Source organism: Brevundimonas faecalis, assembly GCF_040549405.1.
In the GTDB taxonomy this organism is placed as follows: Bacteria; Pseudomonadota; Alphaproteobacteria; order Caulobacterales; family Caulobacteraceae; genus Brevundimonas; species Brevundimonas faecalis.
Window position 1 is genome coordinate 312814 of record NZ_JBEPTF010000003.1, and the last position, 25267, is coordinate 338080.

Sequence of the window (25267 nt, forward strand, 5' to 3'; positions counted from 1 at the left end):
ACCGGGCCATGCCCGATCCGAGGTTCTTCGAAACCCTGTCGCCCCTGACGGTCGCCGCCCTCGCCGAGCACATCGGCGGGGAAGTGGTCCGGGGCGGCGAGGTCGTCGTCTCGGCCGTCGCGCCCCTGTCCAGTGCGGACCGGGGCGCGATTGCGTTTCTGGGCGACCGCAAGTTCGCCGCCGCGCTGGCCGAAACCAGGGCCGGCTGCGTGATCGTGCCGGCTTCGGCGGTGGACCTGGCGCCGGCTGACGCCGCCGTCATCGTCTCGGGCGAGGCCCAGGCGTCATGGGCGCGGGCTTCGGCTCTGCTGCACCGGCCGATCCGCCTGGACCGCGCCATCAGCGCGGCGGAAGCCGCTGAGGACGACACCGTGGTGATCGAACCCGGCGCCGTCCTGGGCGAGGGCGTCCGTATCGGGCGCGGAAGCCGCATCGGCGCCAACACCGTCGTCGGGCCGGGCGTCCAGATCGGCCGCGACTGCCTGATCAGCCCAGGCGTCACCATTGGCTTCGCCCTGCTGGGCGATCGGGTGAAGCTGTTGGCGGGCGCACGGATCGGCGAGGCGGGTTTCGGCGCCGCCGGATCCAGGACGGGACCGGTGGACATTCCGCAACTGGGCCGCGTTATCCTGCAGGACGGGGTCACGGTCGGGGCGAACTCCTGCATCGACCGGGGCGCCTACGGCGACACCGTCATCGGCGAGAACACTAAGATCGATAACCTGGTCATGATCGGCCACAACTGCGTCATCGGCCGCAACAACCTGTTGGCCGGTCATGCAGGCTTGGCAGGCTCGGTCACGACCGGCGACAACTGCATCTTCGGCGGTCGGGCAGGCGTGGGCGACCACATCACCATCGGCGAAGGCGCGCGTGTCGCGGCCGGCGGCGGCGTCCTGGCCGATGTTCCCCCGGGCGAGACCTGGTCCGGCTATCCCGCCAAGCCCATCCGCCAATTCTTGCGCGAGACGGTCTGGCTGTCCAAACAGGCGTCCCAGAAGAAGGGCGCGAAGGAATCGAAAGAATGAGCGAAGACAACAAGATCGACTATGCCGAGGTGATGCGCCGCCTGCCGCACCGCTATCCCTTCCTGCTGGTGGACAAGGCTGAGGACTTCGTGGCGGCGACCTCCATCGTCGGCATCAAGAACGTCACCCACAACGAGCCCTTCTTCCCCGGCCACTTCCCGATCGATCCGGTCATGCCGGGCGTGTTGATCGTCGAGGCCATGGCCCAGACGGGCGCCCTGCTGATGTCCAAGTCGCTGGACGTGGCGGTGGCCGACAAGGTCATCATGTTCATGTCGATCGACGGCGTGCGCTTCCGCAAGCCCGCCCGTCCGGGCGACCAGCTGCGCATGGAGGTCAAGGTGATCAAGGCGCGCGGGGACGCCTACAAGTTCCGGGGCGAGACCTTCATCGACGGCAAGCTGGCCGCCGAGGCCGAGTTCATGGCCATGGTCGTGACCGTGGCGGAGCCCGCCCAGTGACCATCCACCCGACCGCCGTGGTCGACGCCTCGGCCCGGATCGCCGACGGCGTCGTGATCGGCCCCTGGTGCGTGGTCGGCCCGGGCGTGGCCCTGGCCGAGGGCGTCAGGCTGGTCAGCCATGTGGTGGTCCAGCAGGACGTCAGCGTCGGCGCACGGACGGTGATCCATCCCTTCGCCGTCATCGGCGGCGACCCGCAGCACAACGGCTACAAGGGCGAGCCGGTCCGGCTGGAGATCGGCTCCGACAACGTCATCCGCGAGCACTGCACCTTCAACCGCGGCACGCCGCAGGGAACGGGCGTGACGCGCATCGGGTCGAACGGCCTGTTCATGACCGGCGCCCATGTCGGCCACGACTGCGTGGTCGGCGACAATGTCGTCATGGCCAACAACGCCACCCTGGGCGGTCACGCCCAGGTCGGGGACAAGGTCTTCCTGGGCGGCCTGTGCGCGGTGCACCAGAACGGCCGGGTGGGGCAGGGCGCCATCGTCGGCGGTCTGGCCGCCGTGACACGCGACGTCATCCCCTACGGCTCGGCCTGGGGCAATCACGCCAGCCTGCACGGCCTCAACCTGATCGGGCTGAAGCGCAAGGGTTACGGCAAGGACGCCGTGCGCCGCCTGCTGGCCGCCTATCGCGACCTGTTCGAGGGCGAAGGCGTCTTCGCCGAGCGTCTGGATCAGGTCGAGGCGACCTATGCCGACCTGCCGGAGATCATGGAGATTGTCGCCTTCATCCGCGACGGGGCCAAGCGGCCGCTCTGCTTGCCGGGCAAGGAATGAAGCCGGTCCCCAAGCTGGGCCTGATCGCCGGCGGCGGCGATCTGCCGGCCCGCATCGCGGCGCGGTGCGAGGCCGAAGGACGGGCGGTCTTCATCATCCGTCTGGCCGGGTTTGCGGACGAGCATCTGGTGCGATGGCCGGGCGCCGACTTCGGCATGGCCGAGATCGGCCGTATCCTGAAGGCGATGAAGGCCGAGGGCTGCGAGGCCGTCTGCCTGGCCGGCTATGTGAACCGGCCCGATTTCAAGACCCTGAAGCCCGACTTCAAGGGGGCGACCCTGTTGCCCGGCATCGTCGCAGCGGCGACCAAGGGCGACGACGCCCTGTTGCGCAAGATCCTGTCGGTGTTCGAGGCCGAGGGCTATGCGGTCGAGGGCGCGGACGACATCCTGGGCGGCGAGGCCCTGGCGGCGGGGGCTCTGGGCGCGGTGACGCCGACGGCGGAGCAGTTGTCGGACCTGGCCAAGGCGCTGCATGTGGCGGAGAAGTCCGGCGAACTGGACATCGGCCAGGGCGCGGTCGTCTGCGACGGCCTGGTCCTGGCCGTCGAGGCGCAGGAAGGCACGGACGAGATGCTGCGCCGCGTGGCGGGCCTGCCCGCCGACCTGCATGGGGCGCCGGGCGCGCTGAAGGGGGCCTTGGGCAAGGCGCCCAAGCCGATCCAGGATCTGCGGGTCGACATGCCGGTGATCGGTCCGCGTACCGTGGAACTGGCCGCACAGGCCGGTCTGGCGGGGATCGGCGGCTTCGCCGGGCGACTGATCGTCATCGACCATGAAGGCCTGGTCGAGGCGGCCGACCGGTTGGGTCTGTTCGTCTGGGGTGTTGAACGATGAGCCGCCCGTTGAAGGTCATGCTGGTCGCAGCCGAGGCTTCAGGCGATGCGCTCGGCGCCGGATTGGCGCGGGCCTTGAAGGCGCGGCTGGGCAAGGACGTCGTCTTTGTCGGCGTGGGCGGACCGAAGATGGCCGCCGAGGGCGTCGCCAGCCCCTTCGACATCGCGGAACTGTCCATCCTGGGGTGGATCGAAGGGCTGAAGGCCTATGGCCGGGTCAAGAAGCGGGTCGCGGAGACTGCGGCCCTGGCGGAGGCGGAGAAGCCCGACGCCGTGGTCCTGATCGATTCCTGGGGCTTCACCATCCGCGTGGCCAAGGCGATCCGCGCGGCGCAGCCGAACATCCCCTTGATCAAGTACGTTGGACCTCAGGTCTGGGCGTCGCGGCCAGGGCGGGCCAAGACCCTGGCGGGGGCGGTGGATCACCTGCTGTCGCTCTACAGCTTCGACGCGCCCTGGTTCGAGCGCGAAGGCCTGCCGACGACGGTCGTGGGGTCGCAGGCCCTGCATGTCGACATGGGCGACGCGGACGGCGCGCGTTTTCGGGCTACGCGCGGGATCGCGGTCGACGCCCCGCTCTTGCTGGTGCTGCCGGGCAGTCGGCCCAGCGAGATCGAGCGGATGACGCCTGTCTATGAGGCGACGGTGAAGCGGCTGAAGGCGGCTGATCCGGGCCTGGAGGTCGCCGTCGTGGCGGCGGGTACCGTGGCTTCCGACGTGGCGGGACGGGTGGCGGCCTGGCCCTTCAGGGCGCATCTGGTCACGGAAGCCGAGAAGTATGATGCGATGAAGGCCGCGAGCGTCGCCCTGGCCACCAGCGGCACGGTCTCGACCGAGCTGGCGCTGGCGGGCGCGCCCATGGTCATCGCCTATCGGATCGACGGGTTGAGCTATCTGCTGATGAAGCGGCTGGTCACGGCCAAGCACATTACCCTGTTCAACATCGCCGCCGACGAGCGGATCGCGCCGGAGTTCATCCAGGGCGAGGCTACGCCCGAGATTCTGGCCAAGGCCGTCGGACGCCTGTTGGCGGATCCGGCGGAGGCGGCGGATCAGGCGACCAGACAGGCGGCGGCCCTGGACCTGATGGGGCGCGGCGGCGCGGACCCTTCGGAACTGGCTGCGGACGCCGTGCTCAGGGTTATCGCAGGACGTAGTCCTCGCCCCGCTTAGGGATGTGGAGCACCGGGCCAGTGGCGAAGCGCCATGCCGATGAAGAGGGCGGCCGCCAGCAAGGCAGGGCTGAACAGCAACACCCGGCGAAGCCGGTGCGCCCACCACAGCAGTTCTGCAATTGCAACATCAACCACGATAGCCTCCCCTGAAGCCATTGGTGTGTGACCTTGCGTCGCCTGTCCAGTGAGACGGGCGGTAAAATGTTAACAAATGTGTGAGCGGCGGCGTCAGCCGCAGCGAGCTGCTTGAGCTAGGCGGCTCTATTTCTTGCGAAATTGGTCAAGTGAGACGACCTTGGGAGCATCATCGTCGCCCGAGGGCGAAGGGGGCGTGGAGGCCGCCGGGTCCCGAGCGGGCGGCGACAAGGGGGCGATTTCGGCTTCCAGAATCTCAGGCTCGTCGAACTGAAGCAGGAACTGGACGCTGGGATCGTAAAACCGGGTGACGGCCGAATAGGGCATGGCCAGGACCTTGGGCATGCCGCCGAACTTCAGCATGACCGAGAAGCGGTCCTGTTCGACGTGAAGATCCCAGTACTGGTGCTGCAGGACGATCGTCATCTCGTCCGGGTACTTGGCCAGGATGTCGGGGGGCGTGGAGACGCCCGGCGCCCGGGTCTTGAAGGTGATGTAGAAGTGGTGCGCGCCGGGGATGCCGCCGGGACCGGCCGCACGCTCCAGGGCGGAACGGATCACGCCGCGAAGGGCGTCCTGGGCGAGGTGCTCGTAGAACATCTCGTCGACCGGGGGAGCTTGATCCGTCATCAGGGCCTCGAAACAGGGAAGGAGGCGACTGTTACCCGCGACAGGCGAATGACGGAAGACGTCGATTGCAGGAAAGCGACGAGATTCCGGCGCAGGATGGTCAAGGAATCTGGAAAGTGGGGGGCTTCTGTTGCCAGGCGCCCCCCGGGCCCCGCCTGAGGATCTGAACCCTCAGGACTTAAGTGTTCGAAATCAACCGAACCGCATTACGCGGCGAGGCGGACTTCTCCAGCGAAGTTATCGTTCGCAGTTAGATAATGGCCCGATACGGTGGGCCAGGACGAGCGAAAGCAATCCTCTTTACACGTCCGTCGATGCTAGTCGGCCCCATGCTGCCTCCGCCGATAACGCGGGGAAGAAGTTGGTGGAGCCGCCGGGAATCGCACCCGGGTCCGGTCCGCTTATTACAAGCGCGTTTATCGCCATAGTCCGGGCGAACCCGGACAGAACGAATATAGGTGTTCCCTAGCGGATAGGAAAGAGGTCAGCCGCCGCCTTTGGGAGCGCCTGCATCAGGGTTGTAAGGCTGATCCATCGCGTTGCGGTATTCGCGGCTTTCTTCACGGAGGCGCGCACGCTGTTCCGCGGTCATGCAGACCCGCTGACGGCGATTGGAGCCCAAAACCGGTTCGGTGCGGCAGATCAGGCGTTCGCCGGGTTGAGGCTGGTTCGGAAGCGCGCCCGGGTTATTGGCGGATGCGGGAGCAACCGCCGACACTTCCACTTCGCGCGGGGTTGCATCTTGGCCGGCCAGGAGGGCGGCTGCAAAAGCGATGAGGATCATACTGAACTCCATATGGATGCGGAGCAGCTTACGATGAACTGCGGTTTTTGGCTATACGCGTGTCTGTTAATAGGGAACGTGAGACATCAACTATAACGACGCCAGTTACGGGCCTGATTGCGGAACCAGGTCAACTGGCGCTTGGCGTAGTGGCGGGTAGACAGGCGGATGGCGGCAGTAGCCTGATCCAGGCTCGCAGCGCCGGACAGGAAGGCGGCCAACTCGGGCACGCCGACCGCCTTCATGGCGGGCAGGGCGGGATCGAGGTCGCGGGTCAGCAAGTCGCGAACCTCATCGACGGCGCCCTGTTCGATCATCTGGCTGACTCGAATGTCGCAGGCGGCGTAGAGGCGGTCGCGGGGCGGTTCGACCACCAGGGCGTCGTATGAGCCGGGCGTCAACAGGGGGCGGGTGTCGGCTTTCCAGGCGCTGAGGGACCGGCCGCTGACCTGGACCACGGCCTGAGCGCGGACCAGGCGCTGGCGGTCGCCGGGCGTGATGGCGGCGGCGGCGGTCGGATCGACCTCGGCCAGGCGACGACGGAAGGCGGCTTCGCCTTCAAGGTCATAGGCGGCCTGGAGAGCGTCGCGCACGGCGTTAGGGACAGGGGGAATATCGGCCAGGCCGCGCGTCAGGGCGTTGAAATAGAGGCCGGTGCCGCCGACCAGCAGGGCGGGACGATCCTGGGTCGCCAGTTCATCCAGCAAGGGCAGGACGGCGCGGGTCCAGCGGCCGACCGACCAGGCCTCCGCCGCGTCGGCCACGCCGTAGAGGCGGTGCTCGGCGCGGGATTCGTCCTCGACGGAGGGACGGGCGGTCAGGACGCGCAGGTCGGCGTAGAGCTGCTGGCTGTCGGCGTTGATGATGACGGCGCCGGTCCGTTCGGCCGTTTCCATGGCCAGACGCGACTTGCCCGAGGCGGTCGGGCCGGCGATCAGGGTCAGACGGGGCGCTTTGGGCAAGGAACGGGCTCGCGAACAGGACCGGAGGGCGATAGAACGCCGACGACCGGCCCGGCAAGGGCCAAGGAGCAAGACCTTGATCGACCGCACCGCCGTAATCGCCGCCCTCGACGCCGTTCTGGACCCGAAGTCGGGGCGGGGGCTGGTCGCCGCCGGACTGGTCCAGGGTCTGACGACGGCCGAGGATCGTGCGGGTTTCGTCATGGAGGTTCCGGCGGGCGAGACGGCTCTCTACGCCCCTGTGCGCGACGCGGCCGAGGCGGCGTTGAAGGCCATGCCGGGCATGGCGCGGGTCTCGGTCGTGCTGACCGCCGAGACGGCTGCGCCGGCGGCGCCGCGCCGCACGGCGAGCCTGTCCAAGGCGGCGACCGATCAGGGGCGGCCCAAGGCGCCGGTTCCGACCGATCGCCCCGCCCATGTGAGGCGGGTCCTGGCCGTGGCCAGCGGCAAGGGCGGCGTCGGCAAGTCGACGGTGGCAGTCAATCTGGCGGCGGCGCTCGCGGCCCGGGGCCTGTCGGTCGGGGTGCTGGACGCCGACGTCTATGGCCCGTCGCTGCCGACCATGCTGGGCCTGTCGGGCCAGCCCGCCTATGAGGACGGGGCCATGGTTCCCCATGTCGCCCATGGGTTGAAGGCTATGTCGGTCGGCCTGCTGACCAAGGCCGAGGACGCCATGATCTGGCGCGGGCCGATGGCGTCCCAGGCCATCACCCAGATGCTGACCCAGACGCGGTGGGGAACCGAAGAGGCGCCTCTGGACGTGCTGGTGGTCGACCTGCCGCCGGGCACAGGCGACGTGCAGTTGACCCTGATCCAGAAGACGCCGCTGGACGGGGCGGTCGTGGTGTCGACGCCGCAGGAGGTGGCCCTGGCCGATGCGCGGCGCGCCCACACCCTGTTCCAGAAGGTCGGCGTGCCGACCCTGGGCCTGATCGAGAACATGAGCGGGCCGATCTTCGGCCAGGGCGGGGCCGAGGCCGAGGCCGGACGGCTGGGCGTCGCCTTCCTGGGCGACCTGCCGCTGGACGCCGCGCTGAGGCAGGCGGGCGACGCCGGAAGGCCCCTGACGTCAGCCGAGCCGGACGGCGAGGTCGCCGGACGGTTCGCGGCGGTCGCTGCCCGGGTGGCGGAGAGCCTGGGGCTCTGACCCGCCCGGTCGCCGAAGCGCACTCAAAAAAACACAATGCACATCGTGCACTTTCTCAGGTTCGGGGGCGCCGGCGCGAGCCGAGTCCCGAAGATAACTCCGCCCACGGCTCAGGCTGGCGAAACGGGGCGGAAATCTCTCAATCCCTGAAAATCATTGGGATTGGCGCGTCGAGATAGGATGGCGGGCGGTCAGCCGCCCGCCGTTTGACGGCCTTCAGACGTCCAGATCCGCCATGGCGAAGCGGGCGTTGTCCTGAATGAACTGGTAGCGGGCCTCGGCCTTGCGGCCCATCAGGCGTTCGACCAGATCCTCGATCTCTTCCTCGCTGTCGGGCAGGGCGACGCGCGCCAGGGTCCGCTTCTTGGGGTCCATGGTGGTCTCCTTCAGCTGGGAGGCCATCATCTCGCCCAGGCCCTTGAAGCGACCGATCTCGGTCTTCTTGCCCTTGAAGACGGTGGCCAGCAGCTCGTCGCGGTGGGCGTCGTCGCGGGCGTATTCCGACAGGGGGCCGGCCGAGATGCGGTAGAGCGGCGGCAGGGCCATGTAGAGGCGGCCCTGACGGATCGTCTCGGGCATGGAGCGGTAGAAGAAGGTAATCAGCAGGGCCGCGATGTGGGCGCCGTCCACGTCGGCGTCGGTCATGATGACGATGCGCTCGTAGCGCAGGTCATCGATGTTGAAGCGGCTGCCGGGCTGGACGCCCAGGGCCAGGGCCAAGTCGGACAATTCGACGTTGGCGCGCAGCTTGTCGGCGGTGGCCGAGGCGACGTTCAGGATCTTGCCGCGCAGGGGCAGAATGGCCTGGGTGGTGCGGTCGCGCGCCTGCTTGGCCGAGCCGCCGGCCGAGTCGCCCTCGACGATGAAGAGTTCGGTGCCTTCGGCGGCTTGCCGTGAGCAGTCCGACAGCTTGCCCGGCAGGCGCAGCTTGCGGGTGGCGGCGGCGCGCTGGACTTCCTTGTCCTTGCGGCGGCGCAGGCGGTCCTCGGCGCGGTCGATGACGAAGCCGAGCAGGGCGTTGGCCTGCTTGGGGCTTTCGGTCAGCCAGTGGTCGAAGGGGTCGCGCAGCAGTTGTTCGGCCAGCTTCTGACCCTCGGGCGAGGACAGGCGGTCCTTGGTCTGGCCCTGGAATTCCGGGTTGCGGATGAAGATGGAGATCAGGGCGCCGGCGTTGGCGATGACGTCTTCGGCCGTGATCTGGGCCGCGCGCTTCTCGTTGATCAGTTCGCCGTAGGCTTTCAGCCCCTTGACCAGGGCGGCGCGGAAGCCGGCCTCGTGCGTGCCGCCGTCGGGGGTCGAGACGGTGTTGCAGTAGGAGGCGATGAAGCTGTCGGCGTCGCCGAAACCGATGGGCGACCAGGTGACGGCCCATTCCAGGGCGCCCGCCTCACCCTTGCGCTCGGCGCGGCCGGCGAAGACGGGGGTGACGGTTTCCAGTTCGCCCACACGCTCGGCCAGGGCGTCGGCCAGGCCGCCGGGGAAGTGCAGCAGGGCCTGTTCGGGCGTGGCGTCGGTGATGCGGTCGGCCGCACAGGTCCATTTGATCTCGACGCCGCGGAACAGATAGGCCTTGGCGCGGGCCATGCGGAACAGGCGGGCGGGCTTGAAGGCCGCGCCGACGCCGAAGATCTGCTCGTCCGGCTTGAAGCGGATCAGGGTGCCCTTCTTCTTCGACTGGCCGACCTGCTGGATGGGGCCGAGGACGTGGCCGCGGCTGAAGGACTGACGCCATTCGAAGCCGTCGCGCCAGACGGTGACGTCCAGATGCTCGGCCAGGGCGTTGACCACGGAGACGCCGACGCCGTGCAGGCCGCCCGAGGTCTCATAGGCCTTGCCCGAGAACTTGCCGCCCGAGTGCAGGACGGTCATGACCACTTCCAGCGCCGACTTGCCGGGGTGTTTGGGGTGGGGGTCGACCGGGATGCCGCGGCCGTCGTCGCGGACCGACAGATAGCCCTCGGCGTCCAGATCGACGGTGATCAGCTTGGCGTGCTTGGCCACCGCCTCGTCCATCGCATTGTCGAGGACTTCGGCGAACAGGTGGTGCAGGGCGCGTTCGTCGGTGCCGCCGATATACATGCCGGGGCGCTTGCGGACGGGCTCCAGCCCTTCCAGCACCTCGATCGAGGAGGCGGAATAGCCGGTGGCGGCGGCCGTCGCCGTGCTGGCGTGGCTGGCCAGCTCGACCTTGGGTTCATGCGGGGGCTGCGGGGCGACGACGGGCGTCGGCTGCGGCGGGACGGGCGCCTTCGCCGGCTCTTTGGGGCGGGTCGGTTCAGCGTCGTCGAATGAGAACAGGTCGGCCATCTGCATAGTCTGAGGCGATTCGGGGACCGGTCTGGTAGGCCCGCCCGCGCGGCGGCGCAAGCGTGGCCCGATCGACCGAGGATTCGCGATAGACGGCGCGGGCCAATATGGCCAGGCACATGGTCCAGGGCATGTTCTGCGCGCTGAGCAGGACGCTCTCCGAGAAGGTCAGCAGGATGTAGACCGTCAGATAGGCGATGCCCCAGAAGCCTTCGCGAACGCCTGCCGTGGGCAGACGCACCAGATTCAGCACATAGGACGAGGTCATGACGGTTCCGACCAGGATCGCGCCCGGCCAGCCCAGTTGCACCAGCAGGTCGATCCAGCCGTTGTGGGCGGAGGGCACCAGCCAGCCGGTCTGGTAACGGACCCAGTTGGCGGGCGCGGAGTCGGGGCCCCAGAAGGCGTTGTAGCCGTAGCCGGTCCAGGGCCGTTCATCGATCATCCGGAACAGGGCTTCCCAGATCTCGGTGCGGCCGGTCAGGGTCGGGTCCTTGCCCAGGGCCTTCAGGATTTCGGCGGATTCGAAGGTCCAGAGCCACCAGCCGACGGCGCAGCCGATGACGCCGATCCAGACGGCGGCGACGATCAGGGCCGGGCCGACGCGCTTCAGCGCCCACAACGCGCCGATGATGCTGATCCCCAGCATGATGCAGAGCAGGGAGGTCTTGGACCGCGTCGCCAGGACCAGGCCCAGGCAGACGACGAGGCTGAGGATCGGGATGATGCGGATGCGGTTCCCCGAGGCCAGCCAGGCGGTCGCGGCGATGCCGCCCGCCACCATGACGATGCCCATCTGGTTCTTTTCGTACCAGATGCCGCGCCACATGCCGGCGTTGACGTCGTGGTGGACGCCGATGGACGGCACGGCGAAGACCATGAAGACGCTGAGCACCCCCATGATCAGGGCGCAGGAAGCCAGGAGCCGCGGCAGGTTCGGCCCATGGAACCGCGATCCCAGGTACATGGCGAAGGAGCCGCTGAAGACCATGGCGATGACCCGGCGGCCGGTAGTCGACGGGTCGATGGACCAGTATTTGGAGGCGAAGGCCAGGCCGATGATGCAGCCCAGGGCGATCCAGGCCGGCCAGACGCGGACAACGGTCTTGAACCGCGCCACCGACAGGCCGACGATCAGGGCGTAGATGGGCAGCCAGAACAGGCGCAGCAGGGGCGTTTCGCCCTGGTTCGGCGCCAGGACCGGGCCGATCAGGGCGCCGGTGAGCATGCAGATGACGAGGCCGGCCGCCGCCTGTTCCCACAGGGGCGGATCGCTGAGGATCGATTCCGGCTCTGGACGAACGGCGTGCACGGCGGCACGGTCGCCTAACAGGGTTAAGGAAGGGTAGGGCATGGTTGGTGGTCTGATGCGCGTTCGTCGCTCCGGCGAGCACGCCAGGGTCGGGTTTGTCGAGCTTTTCTTCGACCTGGTCTTCGTTTTCGCCATCACCCAGGTCAGCCATCTGTTGCTGGCGCACCTGACGCCCTTGGGGGCGCTGGAGGCGGCCATTCTGCTGGCGGCGGTCTGGTGGGTGTGGATCGACACCAGCTGGATCACCAACTGGCTGGACCCGGAGCGCGGGCCGGTGCGGCTGATGCTGTTCGGCCTGATGGCGGCCGGGCTGATCATGTCGACCTCCCTGCCTGAGGCCTTCGGCGACAAGGGGCTGGTCTTCGCCTGCGCCTTCGCGGCCATACAGACGGGGCGCAGCCTGTTCACCCTGTGGGCGGTTCGAAGCTCTCCGGTTCAGAAGGCCAATTTCCAGCGGATTTCAGCCTGGGCCCTGATGGGGGCCGTGTTCTGGATCGGCGGGGGCCTGGCAGAGGGACAGGCGCGGCTGGCGATCTGGCTGATCGCCCTGGCGCTGGAGTTCACCGCGCCCGCCGTCGCCTTCTTCGTGCCGGGACTGGGTCGCTCCAACACCACGGACTGGGATGTGGAGGGCGCGCACCTGGCCGAGCGGGTCGGCCTGTTCGTCATCATCTGCCTGGGCGAATCCATCATCATCACCGGGGCCACCTTCGCCGAACTGGCTTGGACGACGCCGGTCGTGACGGCCTTCGCCTCGGCCCTGGTCGCGACGATCGCCATGTGGTGGCTCTTCTTCAGCGAGGCGCACGAGGCGGCGTCGGAAACCTTTGCGCACGCCGCCGACCCGGGCGCGATCGCGCGTCGGGCCTATACCTATTGCCCCATCATCGTGGTGGCGGGGATCGTCGTGACGGCGGTCGGGGACGAGCTGGCCCTGGTCCACCCCCTGGGCCACACGGCGCCGGCGACAGCGGCCGTGCTGATCGGCGGACCCATGCTGTTCCTGCTGGGGACCAGCCTGTCGATCCTGGCGGTGTGGGGCAAGGTCGCATGGCCCCGCGTGGCGGGCATGGCGGGGCTGGTCGTCGCGGCCTGCGCCTCGCCCTATCTGGCGCCTGTGGTCTTGACCCTGCTGTCGACCTCGATCCTGGTGCTGACGGCGACGTGGGAGTCGCTGGCGCGACGGAAATCCTAGGGGGCCTTCTCCACGAAGGTGTCGATGACCTTCTTCTCGCCGGCCTTGTCGAAGGCGACGACCAGCTTGTTGCCCTCGATGGAGCGGACGGCGCCATAGCCGAACTTCTGGTGGAAGACGCGGTCGCCGCGAGACCAGCCTGAACCGGACTTCGGATCGGCGGTGGCGATCAGGCGGCCTTCGCCCTCGATCACGGCGCGACGAGCGTAGGCGGGCTTGGGCGTCTGGGCGGCGGTGAAGGTCTGGGCGCGTTTCCAGCCGGGGCTGGAATAGCCGCCGCTGAAGGAGGGGGCGTCGTCCCAGCGGTTCTTGGCCTCCTTCATGCCGTTCGAGGCGTTGTAGTAGCCGGTGTCCGACTGCGGCTCGACGTGGGCCAGGGGCAGTTCATCGACGAAGCGGCTGGGCAGTTGCGAGGTCCAGCGGCCGTAGACCATGCGGTTGGCGGCGAAGCTGATGCGCGCGTCCTGCTTGGCGCGGGTGACGCCGACGTAGGCCAGGCGGCGTTCCTCCTCCAGGCCCTTCACGCCCTTCTCGTCGATGCTGCGCTGGCTGGGGAAGACGCCTTCCTCCCAGCCGGGCAGGAAGACCAGGGGGAATTCCAGTCCCTTGGCGCCGTGCAGGGTCATGATCTGCACCGAGCCGGCGCCGTCGGGATCGGCCTCGCCCCGCTCCAGGTCCATGACCAGGGAGACGTGCTCCAGATAGGCCTGCAGCGTCTCGAATTGCTGCATCGACTGGGTCAGTTCCTTGAGGTTGTCCAGCCGGGTCTGGCCGCTGGTGCGGTCGGCCTTCTGCATGGCGGTGTAGCCGCTCTCGTCCAGAAGGGTCTCCGTCACCTGCCAGTGGGGCGTGCCCATGGCCATCAGGTCGCGCCAGCGGTCCAGATCACGCACGAAATTGGCCAGGGGCGTGCGGGTGCGGGCCTGAAGCTCGTCCGTGGTGATCAGGTGGCGCACCGCCCGCATGGCCGAGACGCCGTTCTCGCGCGCGATGTGCAGGATCTTCTGAACACTGGTGTCGCCGATGCCGCGCTTGGGGACGTTGACGATGCGCTCGAAGGCCAGGTCGTCGTCCTCGGACTGGATCAGACGCAGATAGGCGTGGGCGTCGCGGATTTCCGCCCGCTCGAAGAAGCGCGGGCCGCCGATGACGACATAGGGAATGGCCAGCATCAGGAAGCGTTCTTCAAACGCCCGCATCTGGAAGGATGCGCGAACAAGGACGGCCATATCCTTGTAATTCATGCCCTGCTTGCGCGCGGTCTCGATCTCGTCGGCGATCAGGCGGGCCTCGGCCTCGCCGTCCCAGACGCCGCGCACGCGGACCTTGTCGCCGCTGTCGTCCTCGGTCCACAGGGTCTTGCCCAGCCGGTCCTGATTGGCCGCGATCAGGGCCGAGGCGGCGCCCAGGATGTGCTTGGTCGAGCGATAGTTGCGCTCCAGCCGGATGACCTTGGCGCCGGGGAAGTCGCGCTCGAACCGCAGGATGTTGTCCACCTCGGCCCCGCGCCAGCCGTAGATCGACTGATCGTCGTCGCCGACGCAGCAGACATTGCCAGTCGAGGAAGTCAGCAGCCGCAGCCACAGATACTGGGCGACGTTGGTGTCCTGATACTCGTCCACAAGGATGTAGCGGAAGCGACGGCGGTATTCTTCCGCCAGATCAGCATGTTTCGACAGGATGGTGATGTTGTGCAGCAGCAGGTCGCCGAAGTCGCAGGCGTTCAGCGTCGCCAGCCGCGCCTGGTAGGCGGCGTAGAGAGAGGGGCCCTTGCCGTTGGCGAAGTCCTCGCCCGGCGGCAGCTTGTCGGGCGTCCAGCCGCGGTTCTTCCAGTGGTCGATCAGGTGGGCCAGCGACTTGGGCGTGAAGCGCTTGGTGTCGATATTGGCGGCTTCCAGAAGCTGCTTCAGCAGCCGCTCCTGATCGTCCGTGTCCAGGATGGTGAAGCTGGACTGCAGGCCGACCAACTCGGCGTGACGGCGCAGGATCTGGGCGGCGACCGAGTGGAAGGTGCCGAGCCAGCGCAGCCCTTCGGCCGAAGGGCCGATCAGGTGGGTGATCCGCTCGCGCATCTCGCGCGCGGCCTTGTTGGTGAAGGTGACGACCAGCAGTTCCCACGGCTTGGCCCGGCCGGTGGCCAGGATGTGCGCCAGGCGGGTGGTCAGGACGCGCGTCTTGCCCGTGCCGGCGCCGGCCAGGACCAGGACCGGGCCTTCGGTCGTCTCCACCGCCTCGCGCTGTTCGGGGTTGAGGCCCGACAGATAGTCGGCCGCCGCGCCCTGAGGCGGCTGGGCGCGAGCGAGATCGGAAATGCGGGGAGCGGTCAGGTCGGTCACGGTCGATGCTTACTGAGGACGGGGCGGAAGACGGAGTCGGCCCTTGGAATCTGTTGGCGAGAACATAAGCAGCACAAAGGCCAAAGTCAGTCCCAAACGCACACAGGGGCCACGGAACCGTGTCGTACGAAGGTCCGTTCCCCTGCAGACAGGGAAACGAGGGAAGGAAGCCGTCATGACTGATCCCAACCTGCCGCCGCCCGATCGCGTGATTCACCAGACCACGATCAACGCCGCGCGCGAGCCGCGCAGAGGCGGGGGAATGGGGATGGCCTTCATCCTGGGCGCGCTCGTGGTCGCGGCGGCGGTCCTGGCCTGGTTCGTCTTCGCCGACGGACGCGCCCCGGCGCCGGAGACGCCCGAGCTGAATGTGGACATCAACGTGCCGGCGCCGCGTCTGCCCGATGCGCCGGACCTGCCCAAGCTCCCGGACCGGGTCACGCCGCCGGAACTGCCCAAGCCGGCCGCCCCGCCGACCGTCGTAGCGCCCGAACCCAAGGGGTAGGCGGATGAAGCCGCCGAGGATCAAGCGCGTCTATGAGGCGCCGGCGGCGTCCGACGGGATGCGCATCCTGGTGGATCGCCTGTGGCCGCGCGGCCTGAGCAAGGAAAAGGCGCACGTCGACCTGTGGTTGAAAACTATCGCGCCCAGCACAGAGCTGCGGAAATGGTTCGGCCATGAGCCGGAACGATGGGACGAGTTCCGTCGTCGCTATCAGGCGGAACTGGAGACGAACACAGAGGCTGTCGGCGAGCTGAAGACGGCGCTCGGCAAGGGGCCGGTCACTCTGGTCTATGGCGCGCGGGATGAGGCGCACAACGACGCCGTCGCCCTGGCGGAATGGCTGACTACTTCAGGCGATAGCTGATGGTCGTGACGACCCGCACCTTCTTGTTCAGGGAGGTGGCTTCGTCGCCCGCGCCGTCGCGGGGCAGGATTTCAAAAGAGCCCTGGCCCGCCGACTTGATCGGCCCCAGGGGCGCGCCCGAATCCTTGGCGAACTGTTCGGCGCCGGTGCGGGCGGCGGCCGTCGCCTCGGCGATCATGGCGGGGCGGACGTCGTTCAGCTTGGTGAAGAGGTAGGACGGTCCCTGGAAGTCCTGCAGCACCACGCCCTGACGCACCAGGTCGTTCAGGCTGCGGGTCGTGGTCTGGACGCGGTCCACGTCGTTGGTCCGCACGATCACGGTCTGGGCCAGGATGAAGCGGGGCCCGCCGTTCTGGCTGGCGTATTCGCGGGACCGGGTGTCCGCGACCTCCAGACGGCCCAGGTCGACGGCCGTGTCGGGATAGCCCTGGGCCTTCAGGAACTGACGCACGACGGTCAGGTCGCCGTCGATGCGGGCCTGGACCTCCGACAAGACATCGCCCGAGGCGGTGAAGCGGATCGGCAGGACGGCCAGATCGGCCTTCACGTCCTTTTCGGCCAGACCGCGCACGGTGACGGAGCGGTCGCCGGCGCGGGCGTTGACCACGCCCTGGCCGATCAGGGCGCCGCCGCCGATCAGGCCCAGCGCCAGGAGGCCGCCGAAGGCGACGGCGGGGATCAGGCGGTTGTCGGCGGTCATGTCGGGTCTCCGGCGAAGCTACGGTCGCCTCCTGCCCATTGCAGGGCCAGGACCCGGCAGGCGGAAGCGAGAGGACGGCGGCCGCGCCAGTCGTCGATGCGGATCAACAGACCGGCGCGGCCCAGGTTCAGTTCAGCCCCGATGGCGTCCAGCACGGCCCAGAACTCCGGCTCCAGCGCCACGGAGGTGGCGTGGCCGGACAGCAGGACGGAACGCTTGGCGAGGCTGCTCAAGGCCTTAGCGGACGCCGACCATGACGATGTCGACCTTGTTCGACGCGCCCTGGGTCAGGACGGAGTGGCGGGTGTCGGTGGTGAAGCGCAGGGCGCCGGCCGGATCACGGATTTCCGCGCGCACGGCGTAGGTGTTGCGCGGATTGATCTGGGCCGTGGGGACCGACAGGGAGACCGCGTAGGGCGGAGCCCGGCCCTCCAGGGGCTTGCTGGTTTCGGCCACGACGCGGGAAGGGGCGTCCATCAGGCTGACGTCCTCGACCTTCACCGTCAGGACATGGCCGGGCGGCAGCATGATGCGTTCGCGATAGGTGGCCGTGACCTCGACCGAGGTGCTGCCGGCGTCGGGGCCGGCCACGCTGGAGCAGGCGGCGACCACGAGGGCGAGCGGGGCGATCAGCGGAAGAAAGCGCATGGCGAAGGTCCTGTTCGGAGGAAATAGCTTAACAGAACGCGCGAGCGTCGCATAAGGCTGCAATATGTCAGGCGCGGCGTTTGCGATCCGATGCTAACGAGAGTTCCTGTTTTGTTTTCGTCGAGTCGTCCCGAGGCCCGTTCGTGACCCAGTCCGCCAAGTCCATCACGTCTCCGGCCGCTCTGGCCCTGGGGGGCATCGGCGTCTGCGCCCTGATCTGGGGCACGACCTGGTATGCGATCACCTTCCAGTTGGGGGCCGTCGACGCGGTGGTGTCGGTGGTGATGCGGTTCGCCATCGCGGCGGCCGTCCTGGCCCTGGTCGTCAAGGCCACGGGCGGACGACTGGCCATGACGCGGCCGCAGCACCTGAGAGCCATGGGGCAGGGGTTGTTCTCCTTCGCGATCAGCTACGCCTTCGTCTATGCGTCGGAGGAGAAGATCGCCTCGGCCGTGGTGGCGGTGATCTTCGCGGCCCTGGCCTTCCTGAACCTGATCCTGTTCAGAGTCGCGTCGGGACAGAAGGCGGCGCCGGCGGCCTGGCTGGGCGCGAGCATGGGGGTGATCGGGGTGGCGGTCCTGTCCGGCGGCGAGGTCATGGGCGCCGGCCTGGGCGCGCATGCGGTCGAGGGCGTCGTCTTCGCCGTCATCGCGGTGGTCGCCTCGGCCTTCGGCAACTGGTTTGCCTGGAAGGGACAGCAGGCGGGGGCGGAAGTCCTGCCCGGCACGGCCTGGGCCATGGCCTACGGCACGGCGGCGCTGGCGCTGTACGGCGTCGTGACGGGGGTGTCGTGGTCGGTGGCGTGGAGCCCGGCCTATGTCGTTTCGCTGCTGTACCTGTCGCTGTTCGGTTCGGTGATCGCCTTCGGCCTGTATTTCACCATCGCCCGGGCGCGAGGCTATGCCCTGGCCAGCTATATCTCGGCCCTGACGCCGCCGATCGCCATGCTGGTGTCGGTCTTGTTCGAGGGGGCGAAGTTCGGCGTGACAGCCCTGATCGGCCTGGCCCTGGTGCTGGCGGGGCAGTTGTTCCTGATCCGCGCGCCGAAACGATCGGCGGCCTAGGTTTCAGGTTCGTCCAGTTTGTGACCGTCCAGGCGAGCGGCGTCGCGATCCTGTTCCTTCTGCGTCGCATGGCGTTCCGACTTGGTGCGGCCAAAGGTCAGGCGGTTGGCTTCGGCCGTGCGCCTGGCGGCGGCCTTGTCGCGAGCCTTGCGCGCCTTGTTCAGATTGACGACCTCGCCCATCAGACATGACCCTCGGGGCTGTCCTTGGCCCAGGCGCGTTTCAGCGCCGGGCGGGCGCCGATGCGCTGGACATAGGAATCATAGGGTTCGCCCGCGGGCATGGCGCCCCGGAACCATTGCAGCAGGCTGCCGAACAGGATGTCGAGCGCCGAGAAGTCGCCCAGGATGAAGCCCCCGTCCTGGATCGCCGCACGCCAGCGCTGATCCAGGGCGCCGTAAGCCGTCTTCTGCGTCTCGGTCCAGCCGGTGGAGGGGCCCGACGTCAGCACCGTCTCCAGCACATTGTTGTAGAGGCCCAGCCAGGACAGATACTCGGCCCGGCGTGGATCGGCCGGACCCGGCGCCAGTGCGGCCTCGGGATGGCGGTCGGTCAGGAAGAGGAATATCAGCACGGATTCGATCAGGACCTGACCATCGACCTCGACCGCCGGGACCTGCTTCAGCGGATGGGGATTGGCCGGGTCGGTGCGGCCCTGGCCGTCGCGTCGCTGAATCTCGACATAGTGGACGCGGTAGTCGGCGCCCAACTCCTCCAGCAGCCACAGGAGGCGGGTCGAGCGAGACTGAGGCGCGTGATGCACGATCATCGACATTGTGAACTCCATGGCCGGGCTTTGCCGTGAACCCCCGCCGACACGAGCCGTTCAGGACGGGGCCCCGCAGTATGAGGAGAAGGTCATGATAAACGCCTCGATGATCAAGGAACATCAGGAAGTCGTCGGCTCGGACGGCGGCCATGTCGGACGAGTGGATCATGTGCTCGGCGATCAGATCGAGCTGGCCAAGCTGGACCTGGGCGCCGGGTTGAAGCACCACATGATCCCCGTCAGCTGGGTCTCGCGCGTGGACGAGCATGTCCACCTGAACCTGAGCCAGGACGAGGCCAAGGCGCGCTGGACCGAGAAACACTAGACGCCGCCTTACCGCGATTTCACCCGAGGCCCTGCTGCAATCAGCGGGGCCTTTCGCCATATGTACGGGGGTGACTGACGCGAAGGGACGACCGACTTGATCCGACTGATCCTGAACCTGCTGTGGTTCTTCCTGGGCGGGTTCGCCTCCGGCCTCGCCTGGCTTCTGGGCGGGCTGTTGCTGGCGCTGACGGTGGTCGGCCTGCCGTGGGCCTTCTCGGCGTGGCGGATCGCCAGCTATTCCTTTTGGCCGTTCGGGCGCGAGATCGTCTGGCGCGATCCGAATCCGGCCGATCTGGGCGCGGGCTGCCTGGGCGTGGGCCTGAACGTGATCTGGCTGGTGCTGGCGGGATGGTACATCGCCCTGGCGCACATCCTGATCGCCGTGCCGCAGTTCGTCAGCCTGATCGGCATTCCCTTCGCCCTGAAGAACGTCGAACTGGCCAAGCTGTCGCTGGCGCCGGTCGGGCGGACGATCCGGGATCGGCGATAGATCAGGTCTCTGAGCGTTCGACGCCCAGCCATTCGAGATCGTTCGGCAGCGCGTCGGCCGCATAGTCGATTTGCAGGATGCGCCGTCGCCGGCCGCTGACGGATCTGGCGGAGGCGTGCAGTATGGGGGTCGAATAGGCCCAGACGTCGCCGACATCGGCGTGGCAAGCGTATACCGGGCGTTGACCGGCCGCAGCCTCGACGGCGTCAGAGGCGACCTGCCCGAGTTGGTGAGAACCCAAAGCGATCAGCAGGGGCGCATTGTCGTCGTCGCAGGCGTCGATGTGGAGCCGCAGCGTCACCATCTGCTCCAGAACGGCGATGGGCGGGGCGACATGGGTGATGCCGTCCTTGACGGACCAGGGGCCGAAGCCCGGCGCATCCAGGCGTTGGCGAACGGCGATCGTGCGGTCCTGGTGCCAGGCCACCATCCAGTTCATCGCCTGTGTCTTGTCGAAGAGTACAGCCCGCACAGGCTGGGCGGTCGGTCCCAGGAAACGGGCGGCTATGGAGCCGATCCGGCCCGTCGCCGCCAGCATCTGAACGGTGAAGGCATCAAGCAACAGGCGCCGGCCGGGACGGCCTTGCAGGTCGTCGTCGAGCCGGGCCGCCAGGTTCGCGACCTCGTCTTCCGGCAACACAGCACGAAAATGCGCCGCGCCGTGCGTGGAAAGATCGAGGTCGCCGGCCTGCATGATCGCAGCCTTACTGCGGCGAGATCATCTTCTCGGGGCGGACGTATTCATCGAACTCGGCGTCCGTCAGATAGCCGCCGCCGACGGCTTCCTGGCGCAGGGTGGTGCCGTTCTTGTGCGCCGTCTTGGCGATCTTGGCGCAGGTGTCGTAGCCCAGCTTGGCGTTCAGGGCGGTAACCAGCATCAGGCTGTTTTCCAGGCCGTGCTTGATGTTGTCCTCGCGCGGCTCGATGCCGACGACGCAGTTGTCGGTGAAGCTGACGGCCGCGTCGGCGACCAGGCGGACCGACTGCAGGAAGTTGTAGGCCATGACCGGGTTGTAGACGTTCAGCTCGAAGTGGCCCTGCGAGCCGGCGAAGGACAGGGCGGCGTTGTTGCCGAACACCTGGACGCAGACCTGGGTCAGGGCTTCGCTCTGGGTCGGGTTGACCTTGCCCGGCATGATGGACGAGCCGGGCTCGTTCTCCGGCAGCGACAGTTCGCCCAGGCCGGCGCGCGGGCCGGAGCCCAGGAAGCGGATGTCGTTGGCGATCTTGAACAGAGAGGCGGCGACCGTGTTGATCGCGCCGTGGGTGAAGACCATGGCGTCGTGGGCGGCCAGGGCCTCGAACTTGTTGGGCGCCGTGGTGAAGGGCAGGCCGGTGATGCCCGCGATCTGGGCCGCGACCTTCTCGGCGAAGCCGATCGGAGCGTTCAGGCCGGTGCCGACGGCGGTGCCGCCCTGGGCCAGTTCCATCAGCTTGGGCAGGGTCTGCTCGATGCGCTCGATGCCGTTGGCGACCTGTTGCGCATAGCCGCCGAACTCTTGGCCGAGGGTCAGGGGCGTGGCGTCCTGGGTGTGGGTGCGGCCGATCTTGATGATGTGGGCCCAGGCCTTGGACTTGGCGTCCAGGGCGGCGTGCAGGTGCTTCAGGGCGGGCAGCAGGTCGTTGACCACCTGCTCGGCGCAGGCGACGTGCATGGCCGTCGGATAGGTGTCGTTCGACGACTGGCTCATGTTGACGTGGTCGTTCGGGTGGACCGGCTTCTTGGAGCCCATCTCGCCGCCCAGGATCTCGATGGCGCGGTTCGAGATCACCTCGTTGGCGTTCATGTTCGACTGGGTGCCCGAGCCCGTCTGCCAGACGACCAAGGGGAAGTGGTCGTTCAGCTTGCCCTCGATCACTTCATTGGCGGCGGCGATGACGGCGTCGGCCAGCTTGGCGTCCAGCTTGCCCAGGTCGCGGTTGGTCTCGGCGGCGGCGCGCTTGACGATGCCCAGGGCGCGCACGACCGGCAGGGGCTGCTTTTCCCAGCCGATCTTGAAGTTGCCGAGCGAACGCTGGGCCTGCGCGCCCCAATAGCGATCGGCGGCGACCTCGATGGGGCCGAAGGTGTCGGTTTCGATACGAACTTTGCTCATCTGCGCGGGACTCGTCTCTCAGGCGTGGCGGGAAGATGCCGGGCGGTGTAGCACGCAGGCGCGGCGGAGCAAGGCGAGCCGCGCATCGACGAAAGGCGGACGGCGCGTGGACGGCTGGATCGGAACCGGAAAGGTCAGGGCGCGCGAGCAGGGCGAGGCGGTCGAGATCGCTATCGACGGCCTGACCACCCAGGCCAAATACTACAAGCCGCTGGTCTATGAGTTCATGCGCAAGGAGTGGGCGTCGCGCCCGTCCTGGGGCGACTATGTCGTCGAGATCGTGATGGAGCACGTCGGCGATCCGCCGTGGATGGATCTGGACAACCTGGCCAAGGCCCTGCTGGACGCCATCAAGGGCTATCTGTTCCACGACGACAGCCAGGTCGCCCGCCTGCTGGTCGAACGCCGCGAAGGCGAGCGCGAGCGGATCACGATCCGGGTGTTTCCGAGGGCGTAATAGGGCGCGATTCACGAGGTTGCGGAAGCTTAACTTGTAGGGCCGCCGCGCCCCCATATCGTCGATCTCTTTCCAGGAGAGATTGTCGATGCGAAGCCTTGCCGCCGTCCTGTTGCTGCTGTCCGCTGCGCCCGCCTGGGCCGAGCCACAGACCTGGGTGCTGTCCGTTGATCGGTGGGGCAACGCCGAGCGCAGCACCCTGGTCCTGGAGGGCGAAGGCCAGACGCTTTCGGGGCGGCTGAACGCCATGACGGTCGAAGGGCGGCGTGAAGGAGACGCGCTCGTCTTCTCGGCCGTGGACGCCGACGGAGCCCGCTATCGTTTCGAGGCGGCGCAGGCCGGAGACCGGCTTGCCGGCTGGGCTGACTATCCGGACACCAATATTGCCGATGCGCGGGCGAAGCACGCCTTTACGGCGCAACGACTGGAGATTCCCGCCGGTCCGCCGCAACGACGCGTCTATGATCCGGATAGCTTCTCCAACGCCTTCACCGCCGAGCGGCCGCCCGTCATGGTGGTCCGGCCTGGAGACGTCATCGCGACCCGGACGATCGATTCCGGCGGCGTGGACGAGCACGGCCGCACGGTCGCCCTGTACGGCAATCCGCAGACCGGGCCCTTCTTCATCGCCGGGGCCAATCCGGGCGATGTCCTGGCCATTCACATCCGAAAGCTGGCGCTGAACCGCGACTATGCGGACAGCCTGGACGGCTTCGCCAGCAGCGCCATGTCGCTACGATTGGCCGCGCGGGCTGCCGATCTGGGGCAGAGGGTGCGGTGGCGCCTGGATCGCGTCGCGGGAACGGCCCGGCTGGAGAACCCGCCCGCCGCGCTGAAGGACTATGTCGTCCCGGTGCGGCCGATGCTGGGCGGCGTCGGCGTGGCGCCTGACTTCGGCTTCGCTCCCTTCTCAACCGGAGACACAGGTCGTTTTGGCGGCAACATGGACTTCAATCAGGTGGGGCAGGGCGCGACCCTGTACCTGCCGGTCTATCAGCCGGGCGCTCTGCTCTTCCTTGGGGACGGTCACGCGCTGCAAGGCGACGGGGAGACGACGCAGTGGGCGCTGGAAACCTCGTTGGACGTCGAGTTCAGCGTGGAGGTTCTTCCGAGCCGGCCGTTGGCCGGTCCGCGTGTCGAAACGGCAGACGCCGTCACGGTCATCGGTCAGGCCGGTTCCCTGGATGAGGCCGTGCGGGCGGCGACCGGCGCCATGGTCCAGTGGCTGGAGCAGGACTACGGCCTCAGCGTCTCGGAAGCCTCGCTGATCCTGGGGACGGCGGCGCAGTATCGGGTCGTGACCCTGGCAGGACGAAACGCAGGCATGGCCCTGAGCCTGGACAAGGCGCGATTGAGCCATCTGCCCAGAAAACCGAAGGCATAGCCTTCGACAAACAAAAAGGCCGGGGCGTGAACCCCGGCCTTTTCCATTTCAGCCTGTGGCCGTCGATCAGCCGCGCTGTTCGATCGGCACGTAGTCGCGTTGCGTCGGGCCGGTGTAGAGCTGGCGCGGGCGGCCGATCTTCTGGGTCGGATCCGACATCATTTCCTGCCACTGCGAAATCCAGCCCACGGTGCGGGCCAGGGCGAACAGGACGGTGAACATGGTGGTCGGGAAGCCCATCGCCGACAGGGTGATGCCCGAATAGAAGTCGACGTTCGGGAACAGCTTGCGCGAGGTGAAGTACTCGTCCGACAGGGCGACCTTCTCCAGTTCCTTGGCGACCTGGAACAGGGGATCGTTCTCACGACCCGTGGCGGCCAGCACTTCATAGGCCGACTGCTGCATGACCTTGGCGCGCGGGTCGTAGTTCTTGTACACGCGGTGGCCGAAGCCCATCAGCTTGTAGCGCTTGTCCTTAACGCCCTGAATGAACTCAGGAATACGGTCCGGCGTGCCGATTTCCTTGAGCATGTTCAGCGCCTCTTCGTTGGCGCCGCCGTGCGACGGGCCCCACAGGCAGGCGATGCCGGCGGCGATACAGGCGAACGGATTTGCGCCCGACGAGCCGGCCAGACGGACGGTCGAGGTCGAGGCGTTCTGCTCATGGTCGGCGTGCAGGGTGAAGATGCGGTCCATGGCGCGAACCAGGGCCGGATCGACGTGGTAGTCCTCGGCCGGCACGGCGAAGCACATGCGCAGGAAGTTCTCGGCGTAGGACAGGTCGTTGCGCGGCGAGATGAAGGGCTGGCCGACGTGGTACTTGTAGGCGCGGGCCGCGATGGTCGGCATCTTGGCGATCAGGCGGATGGCCGAGATGTCGCGCTGCACCGGATCATGGATGTCCAGGCTGTCGTGATAGAAGGCCGATAGGGCGCCGACGGTGCCGACCATGATCGACATGGGGTGGGCGTCGCGGCGGAAGCCTTCGAAGAAGCGGTCGAACTGAGCGTGCAGCATGGTGTGCCGCGTGATGCTCTCCTCGAACTTCTCATATTGCGCTGCGGTGGGCAGTTCGCCGTGCAGCAGCAGGTGGCAGACTTCGATGAAGTTCGATCGTTCGGCCAGTTGGTCGATCGGATAGCCGCGGTGCAGCAGCACGCCGGCGTCGCCGTCGATATAAGTCAGGGCCGACTCGCAGGCGGCGGTCGAGGTGAAGCCCGGGTCGAAGGTGAAGGCGCCGGTCGCGCCGTACAGCTTGCGGATGTCGATGACGTCCGGACCGGTCGAGCCCGCCAGGACGGGAAGTTCGACGTTCTTGTCGCCGTAGGTGAAGGTCGCCGTGCCGGCGGGTTTCGCTTGTTCAGTCATCTA

The 25267-nt window shown here is 67.7% G+C and carries 28 protein-coding genes and 1 other RNA gene; 14 read left to right on the plus strand and 15 right to left on the minus strand.

Annotated features, from left to right (window positions below; translation table 11 throughout):
• Positions 1-8: 8 nt before the first annotated feature.
• Genes lpxD through lpxB form a run of 5 tightly spaced genes read left to right on the plus strand, consistent with a single transcriptional unit; the run spans position 9 to position 4282 of the window.
• Positions 9-1028, plus strand: a complete 1020-nt coding sequence (gene lpxD / locus ABIE19_RS12445; protein WP_354089509.1) for a UDP-3-O-(3-hydroxymyristoyl)glucosamine N-acyltransferase — start codon at positions 9-11, stop codon at positions 1026-1028.
• Positions 1025-1489 carry a 3-hydroxyacyl-ACP dehydratase FabZ gene (gene fabZ, locus ABIE19_RS12450; RefSeq protein ID WP_121483203.1) on the plus strand — a complete coding sequence of 155 codons (465 nt, stop codon included), beginning with the start codon at positions 1025-1027 and terminating at the stop codon, positions 1487-1489. The genes lpxD and fabZ overlap by 4 nt, the downstream gene beginning before the upstream one ends.
• Positions 1486-2274 carry an acyl-ACP--UDP-N-acetylglucosamine O-acyltransferase gene (gene lpxA, locus ABIE19_RS12455; RefSeq protein WP_354089510.1) on the plus strand — a complete coding sequence of 263 codons (789 nt, stop codon included), beginning with the start codon at positions 1486-1488 and terminating at the stop codon, positions 2272-2274. The genes fabZ and lpxA overlap by 4 nt, the downstream gene beginning before the upstream one ends.
• Positions 2271-3110, plus strand: coding sequence for a UDP-2,3-diacylglucosamine diphosphatase (gene lpxI / locus ABIE19_RS12460; RefSeq protein WP_354089511.1), 840 nt, complete (start codon positions 2271-2273; stop codon positions 3108-3110). Before lpxA ends, lpxI begins: the two co-directional genes overlap by 4 nt.
• Positions 3107-4282 (plus strand): lipid-A-disaccharide synthase, encoded by a 1176-nt coding sequence (gene lpxB / locus ABIE19_RS12465; protein ID WP_354089512.1) that lies wholly within the window; start codon positions 3107-3109, stop codon positions 4280-4282. The genes lpxI and lpxB overlap by 4 nt, the downstream gene beginning before the upstream one ends.
• Positions 4283-4545: 263 nt before the next feature.
• On the opposite strand, the gene ABIE19_RS12470 is transcribed toward lpxB, so the two are convergent.
• From ABIE19_RS12470 to miaA, 4 genes are all read right to left on the minus strand, one after another.
• A complete protein-coding gene (locus ABIE19_RS12470; protein ID WP_354089513.1) occupies positions 4546-5049 on the minus strand; it encodes an SspB family protein in 504 nt (167 codons plus the stop codon).
• A gap of 115 nt (positions 5050-5164) precedes the next feature.
• Positions 5165-5533, minus strand: a transfer-messenger RNA (tmRNA) gene (gene ssrA, locus ABIE19_RS12475).
• Positions 5534-5833, minus strand: coding sequence for a hypothetical protein (locus tag ABIE19_RS12480; protein WP_354089514.1), 300 nt, complete (start codon positions 5831-5833; stop codon positions 5534-5536). It lies immediately after the preceding tmRNA gene.
• 86 nt (positions 5834-5919) lie between these two features.
• Positions 5920-6795 (minus strand): tRNA (adenosine(37)-N6)-dimethylallyltransferase MiaA, encoded by an 876-nt coding sequence (gene miaA, locus ABIE19_RS12485; RefSeq protein ID WP_354089515.1) that lies wholly within the window; start codon positions 6793-6795, stop codon positions 5920-5922.
• Between the two features lie 76 nt (positions 6796-6871).
• Between miaA and ABIE19_RS12490 the strand changes: the two genes are divergently transcribed.
• Positions 6872-7942: an Mrp/NBP35 family ATP-binding protein gene (locus tag ABIE19_RS12490; RefSeq protein ID WP_354089516.1), complete on the plus strand. Its 1071-nt coding sequence runs from the start codon at positions 6872-6874 to the stop codon at positions 7940-7942.
• A gap of 216 nt (positions 7943-8158) precedes the next feature.
• Here the strand turns inward: ABIE19_RS12490 and parE are convergent, their stop codons facing one another.
• Both parE and ABIE19_RS12500 read right to left on the minus strand, forming a co-directional pair.
• Positions 8159-10255 carry a DNA topoisomerase IV subunit B gene (gene parE / locus ABIE19_RS12495; RefSeq protein WP_494337640.1) on the minus strand — a complete coding sequence of 699 codons (2097 nt, stop codon included), beginning with the start codon at positions 10253-10255 and terminating at the stop codon, positions 8159-8161.
• On the minus strand, positions 10218-11561 hold the full coding sequence (locus ABIE19_RS12500) for an O-antigen ligase family protein (protein WP_354089518.1): 1344 nt from the start codon (positions 11559-11561) through the stop codon (positions 10218-10220). Before ABIE19_RS12500 ends, parE begins: the two co-directional genes overlap by 38 nt.
• 55 nt (positions 11562-11616) lie before the next feature.
• On the opposite strand from ABIE19_RS12500, the gene ABIE19_RS12505 reads away from it, so the two are divergent.
• Positions 11617-12756, plus strand: a complete 1140-nt coding sequence (locus tag ABIE19_RS12505) for a low temperature requirement protein A (RefSeq protein ID WP_354089519.1) — start codon at positions 11617-11619, stop codon at positions 12754-12756.
• Here the strand turns inward: ABIE19_RS12505 and ABIE19_RS12510 are convergent.
• Positions 12753-15092: an ATP-dependent helicase gene (locus tag ABIE19_RS12510; protein WP_354089520.1), complete on the minus strand. Its 2340-nt coding sequence runs from the start codon at positions 15090-15092 to the stop codon at positions 12753-12755. The genes ABIE19_RS12505 and ABIE19_RS12510 overlap by 4 nt on opposite strands.
• Before the next feature lie 175 nt (positions 15093-15267).
• Here ABIE19_RS12510 and ABIE19_RS12515 point away from each other — a divergent pair, with 175 nt between their 5' ends.
• Together ABIE19_RS12515 and ABIE19_RS12520 are read left to right on the plus strand one after the other, a co-directional pair.
• Positions 15268-15597, plus strand: coding sequence for a hypothetical protein (locus tag ABIE19_RS12515; RefSeq protein WP_354089521.1), 330 nt, complete (start codon positions 15268-15270; stop codon positions 15595-15597).
• A gap of 4 nt (positions 15598-15601) precedes the next feature.
• Positions 15602-15961: a DUF488 domain-containing protein gene (locus tag ABIE19_RS12520; RefSeq protein WP_354089522.1), complete on the plus strand. Its 360-nt coding sequence runs from the start codon at positions 15602-15604 to the stop codon at positions 15959-15961.
• Here the strand turns inward: ABIE19_RS12520 and ABIE19_RS12525 are convergent.
• The 3 genes from ABIE19_RS12525 to ABIE19_RS12535 are packed head-to-tail and all read right to left on the minus strand — an operon-like array spanning position 15942 to position 17309.
• The gene (locus ABIE19_RS12525) at positions 15942-16661 is read right to left on the minus strand and encodes an SIMPL domain-containing protein (RefSeq protein ID WP_354089523.1); all 720 of its coding nucleotides are present in this window, start codon (positions 16659-16661) and stop codon (positions 15942-15944) included. The two genes, ABIE19_RS12520 and ABIE19_RS12525, sit on opposite strands and share 20 nt — an antisense overlap.
• Positions 16658-16894 carry a ribbon-helix-helix domain-containing protein gene (locus tag ABIE19_RS12530; RefSeq protein ID WP_354089524.1) on the minus strand — a complete coding sequence of 79 codons (237 nt, stop codon included), beginning with the start codon at positions 16892-16894 and terminating at the stop codon, positions 16658-16660. The genes ABIE19_RS12525 and ABIE19_RS12530 overlap by 4 nt, the downstream gene beginning before the upstream one ends.
• A 4-nt stretch (positions 16895-16898) precedes the next feature.
• Complete coding sequence (locus tag ABIE19_RS12535; protein ID WP_354089525.1) at positions 16899-17309, minus strand: YbaY family lipoprotein; 411 nt, start codon at positions 17307-17309, stop codon at positions 16899-16901.
• 143 nt (positions 17310-17452) lie between these two features.
• Between ABIE19_RS12535 and ABIE19_RS12540 the strand changes: the two genes are divergently transcribed.
• Positions 17453-18373 (plus strand): DMT family transporter, encoded by a 921-nt coding sequence (locus ABIE19_RS12540; RefSeq protein ID WP_354089526.1) that lies wholly within the window; start codon positions 17453-17455, stop codon positions 18371-18373.
• Here the strand turns inward: ABIE19_RS12540 and ABIE19_RS12545 are convergent.
• Together ABIE19_RS12545 and ABIE19_RS12550 are read right to left on the minus strand one after the other, a co-directional pair.
• Positions 18370-18555: a DUF4169 family protein gene (locus ABIE19_RS12545; protein WP_354089527.1), complete on the minus strand. Its 186-nt coding sequence runs from the start codon at positions 18553-18555 to the stop codon at positions 18370-18372. The two genes, ABIE19_RS12540 and ABIE19_RS12545, sit on opposite strands and share 4 nt — an antisense overlap.
• Positions 18555-19148: a glutathione S-transferase family protein gene (locus tag ABIE19_RS12550; RefSeq protein WP_354089528.1), complete on the minus strand. Its 594-nt coding sequence runs from the start codon at positions 19146-19148 to the stop codon at positions 18555-18557. Before ABIE19_RS12550 ends, ABIE19_RS12545 begins: the two co-directional genes overlap by 1 nt.
• An 85-nt stretch (positions 19149-19233) precedes the next feature.
• Between ABIE19_RS12550 and ABIE19_RS12555 the strand changes: the two genes are divergently transcribed.
• Together ABIE19_RS12555 and ABIE19_RS12560 are read left to right on the plus strand one after the other, a co-directional pair.
• A complete protein-coding gene (locus ABIE19_RS12555; protein ID WP_354089529.1) occupies positions 19234-19467 on the plus strand; it encodes a DUF2171 domain-containing protein in 234 nt (77 codons plus the stop codon).
• Positions 19468-19563: 96 nt separating this feature from the next.
• A complete protein-coding gene (locus ABIE19_RS12560) occupies positions 19564-19959 on the plus strand; it encodes a YccF domain-containing protein (protein WP_354089530.1) in 396 nt (131 codons plus the stop codon).
• A 1-nt stretch (position 19960) separates the two neighbouring features.
• Here the strand turns inward: ABIE19_RS12560 and ABIE19_RS12565 are convergent, their stop codons facing one another.
• Complete coding sequence (locus ABIE19_RS12565) at positions 19961-20653, minus strand: phytanoyl-CoA dioxygenase family protein (RefSeq protein WP_354089531.1); 693 nt, start codon at positions 20651-20653, stop codon at positions 19961-19963.
• Positions 20654-20663: 10 nt separating this feature from the next.
• Entirely contained in the window at positions 20664-22055 is a 1392-nt protein-coding gene (fumC, locus tag ABIE19_RS12570; protein WP_354089532.1) for a class II fumarate hydratase, read from the minus strand.
• A 106-nt stretch (positions 22056-22161) separates the two neighbouring features.
• Between fumC and ABIE19_RS12575 the strand changes: the two genes are divergently transcribed.
• Positions 22162-22512 (plus strand): RusA family crossover junction endodeoxyribonuclease, encoded by a 351-nt coding sequence (locus ABIE19_RS12575; protein ID WP_354089533.1) that lies wholly within the window; start codon positions 22162-22164, stop codon positions 22510-22512.
• An 88-nt stretch (positions 22513-22600) separates the two neighbouring features.
• A complete protein-coding gene (locus ABIE19_RS12580) occupies positions 22601-23896 on the plus strand; it encodes an acetamidase/formamidase family protein (protein WP_354089534.1) in 1296 nt (431 codons plus the stop codon).
• A 66-nt stretch (positions 23897-23962) separates the two neighbouring features.
• Here ABIE19_RS12580 and gltA read toward each other — a convergent pair whose 3' ends face one another.
• Positions 23963-25264 (minus strand): citrate synthase, encoded by a 1302-nt coding sequence (gene gltA, locus ABIE19_RS12585; protein WP_354089535.1) that lies wholly within the window; start codon positions 25262-25264, stop codon positions 23963-23965.
• Positions 25265-25267 lie beyond the last annotated feature (3 nt).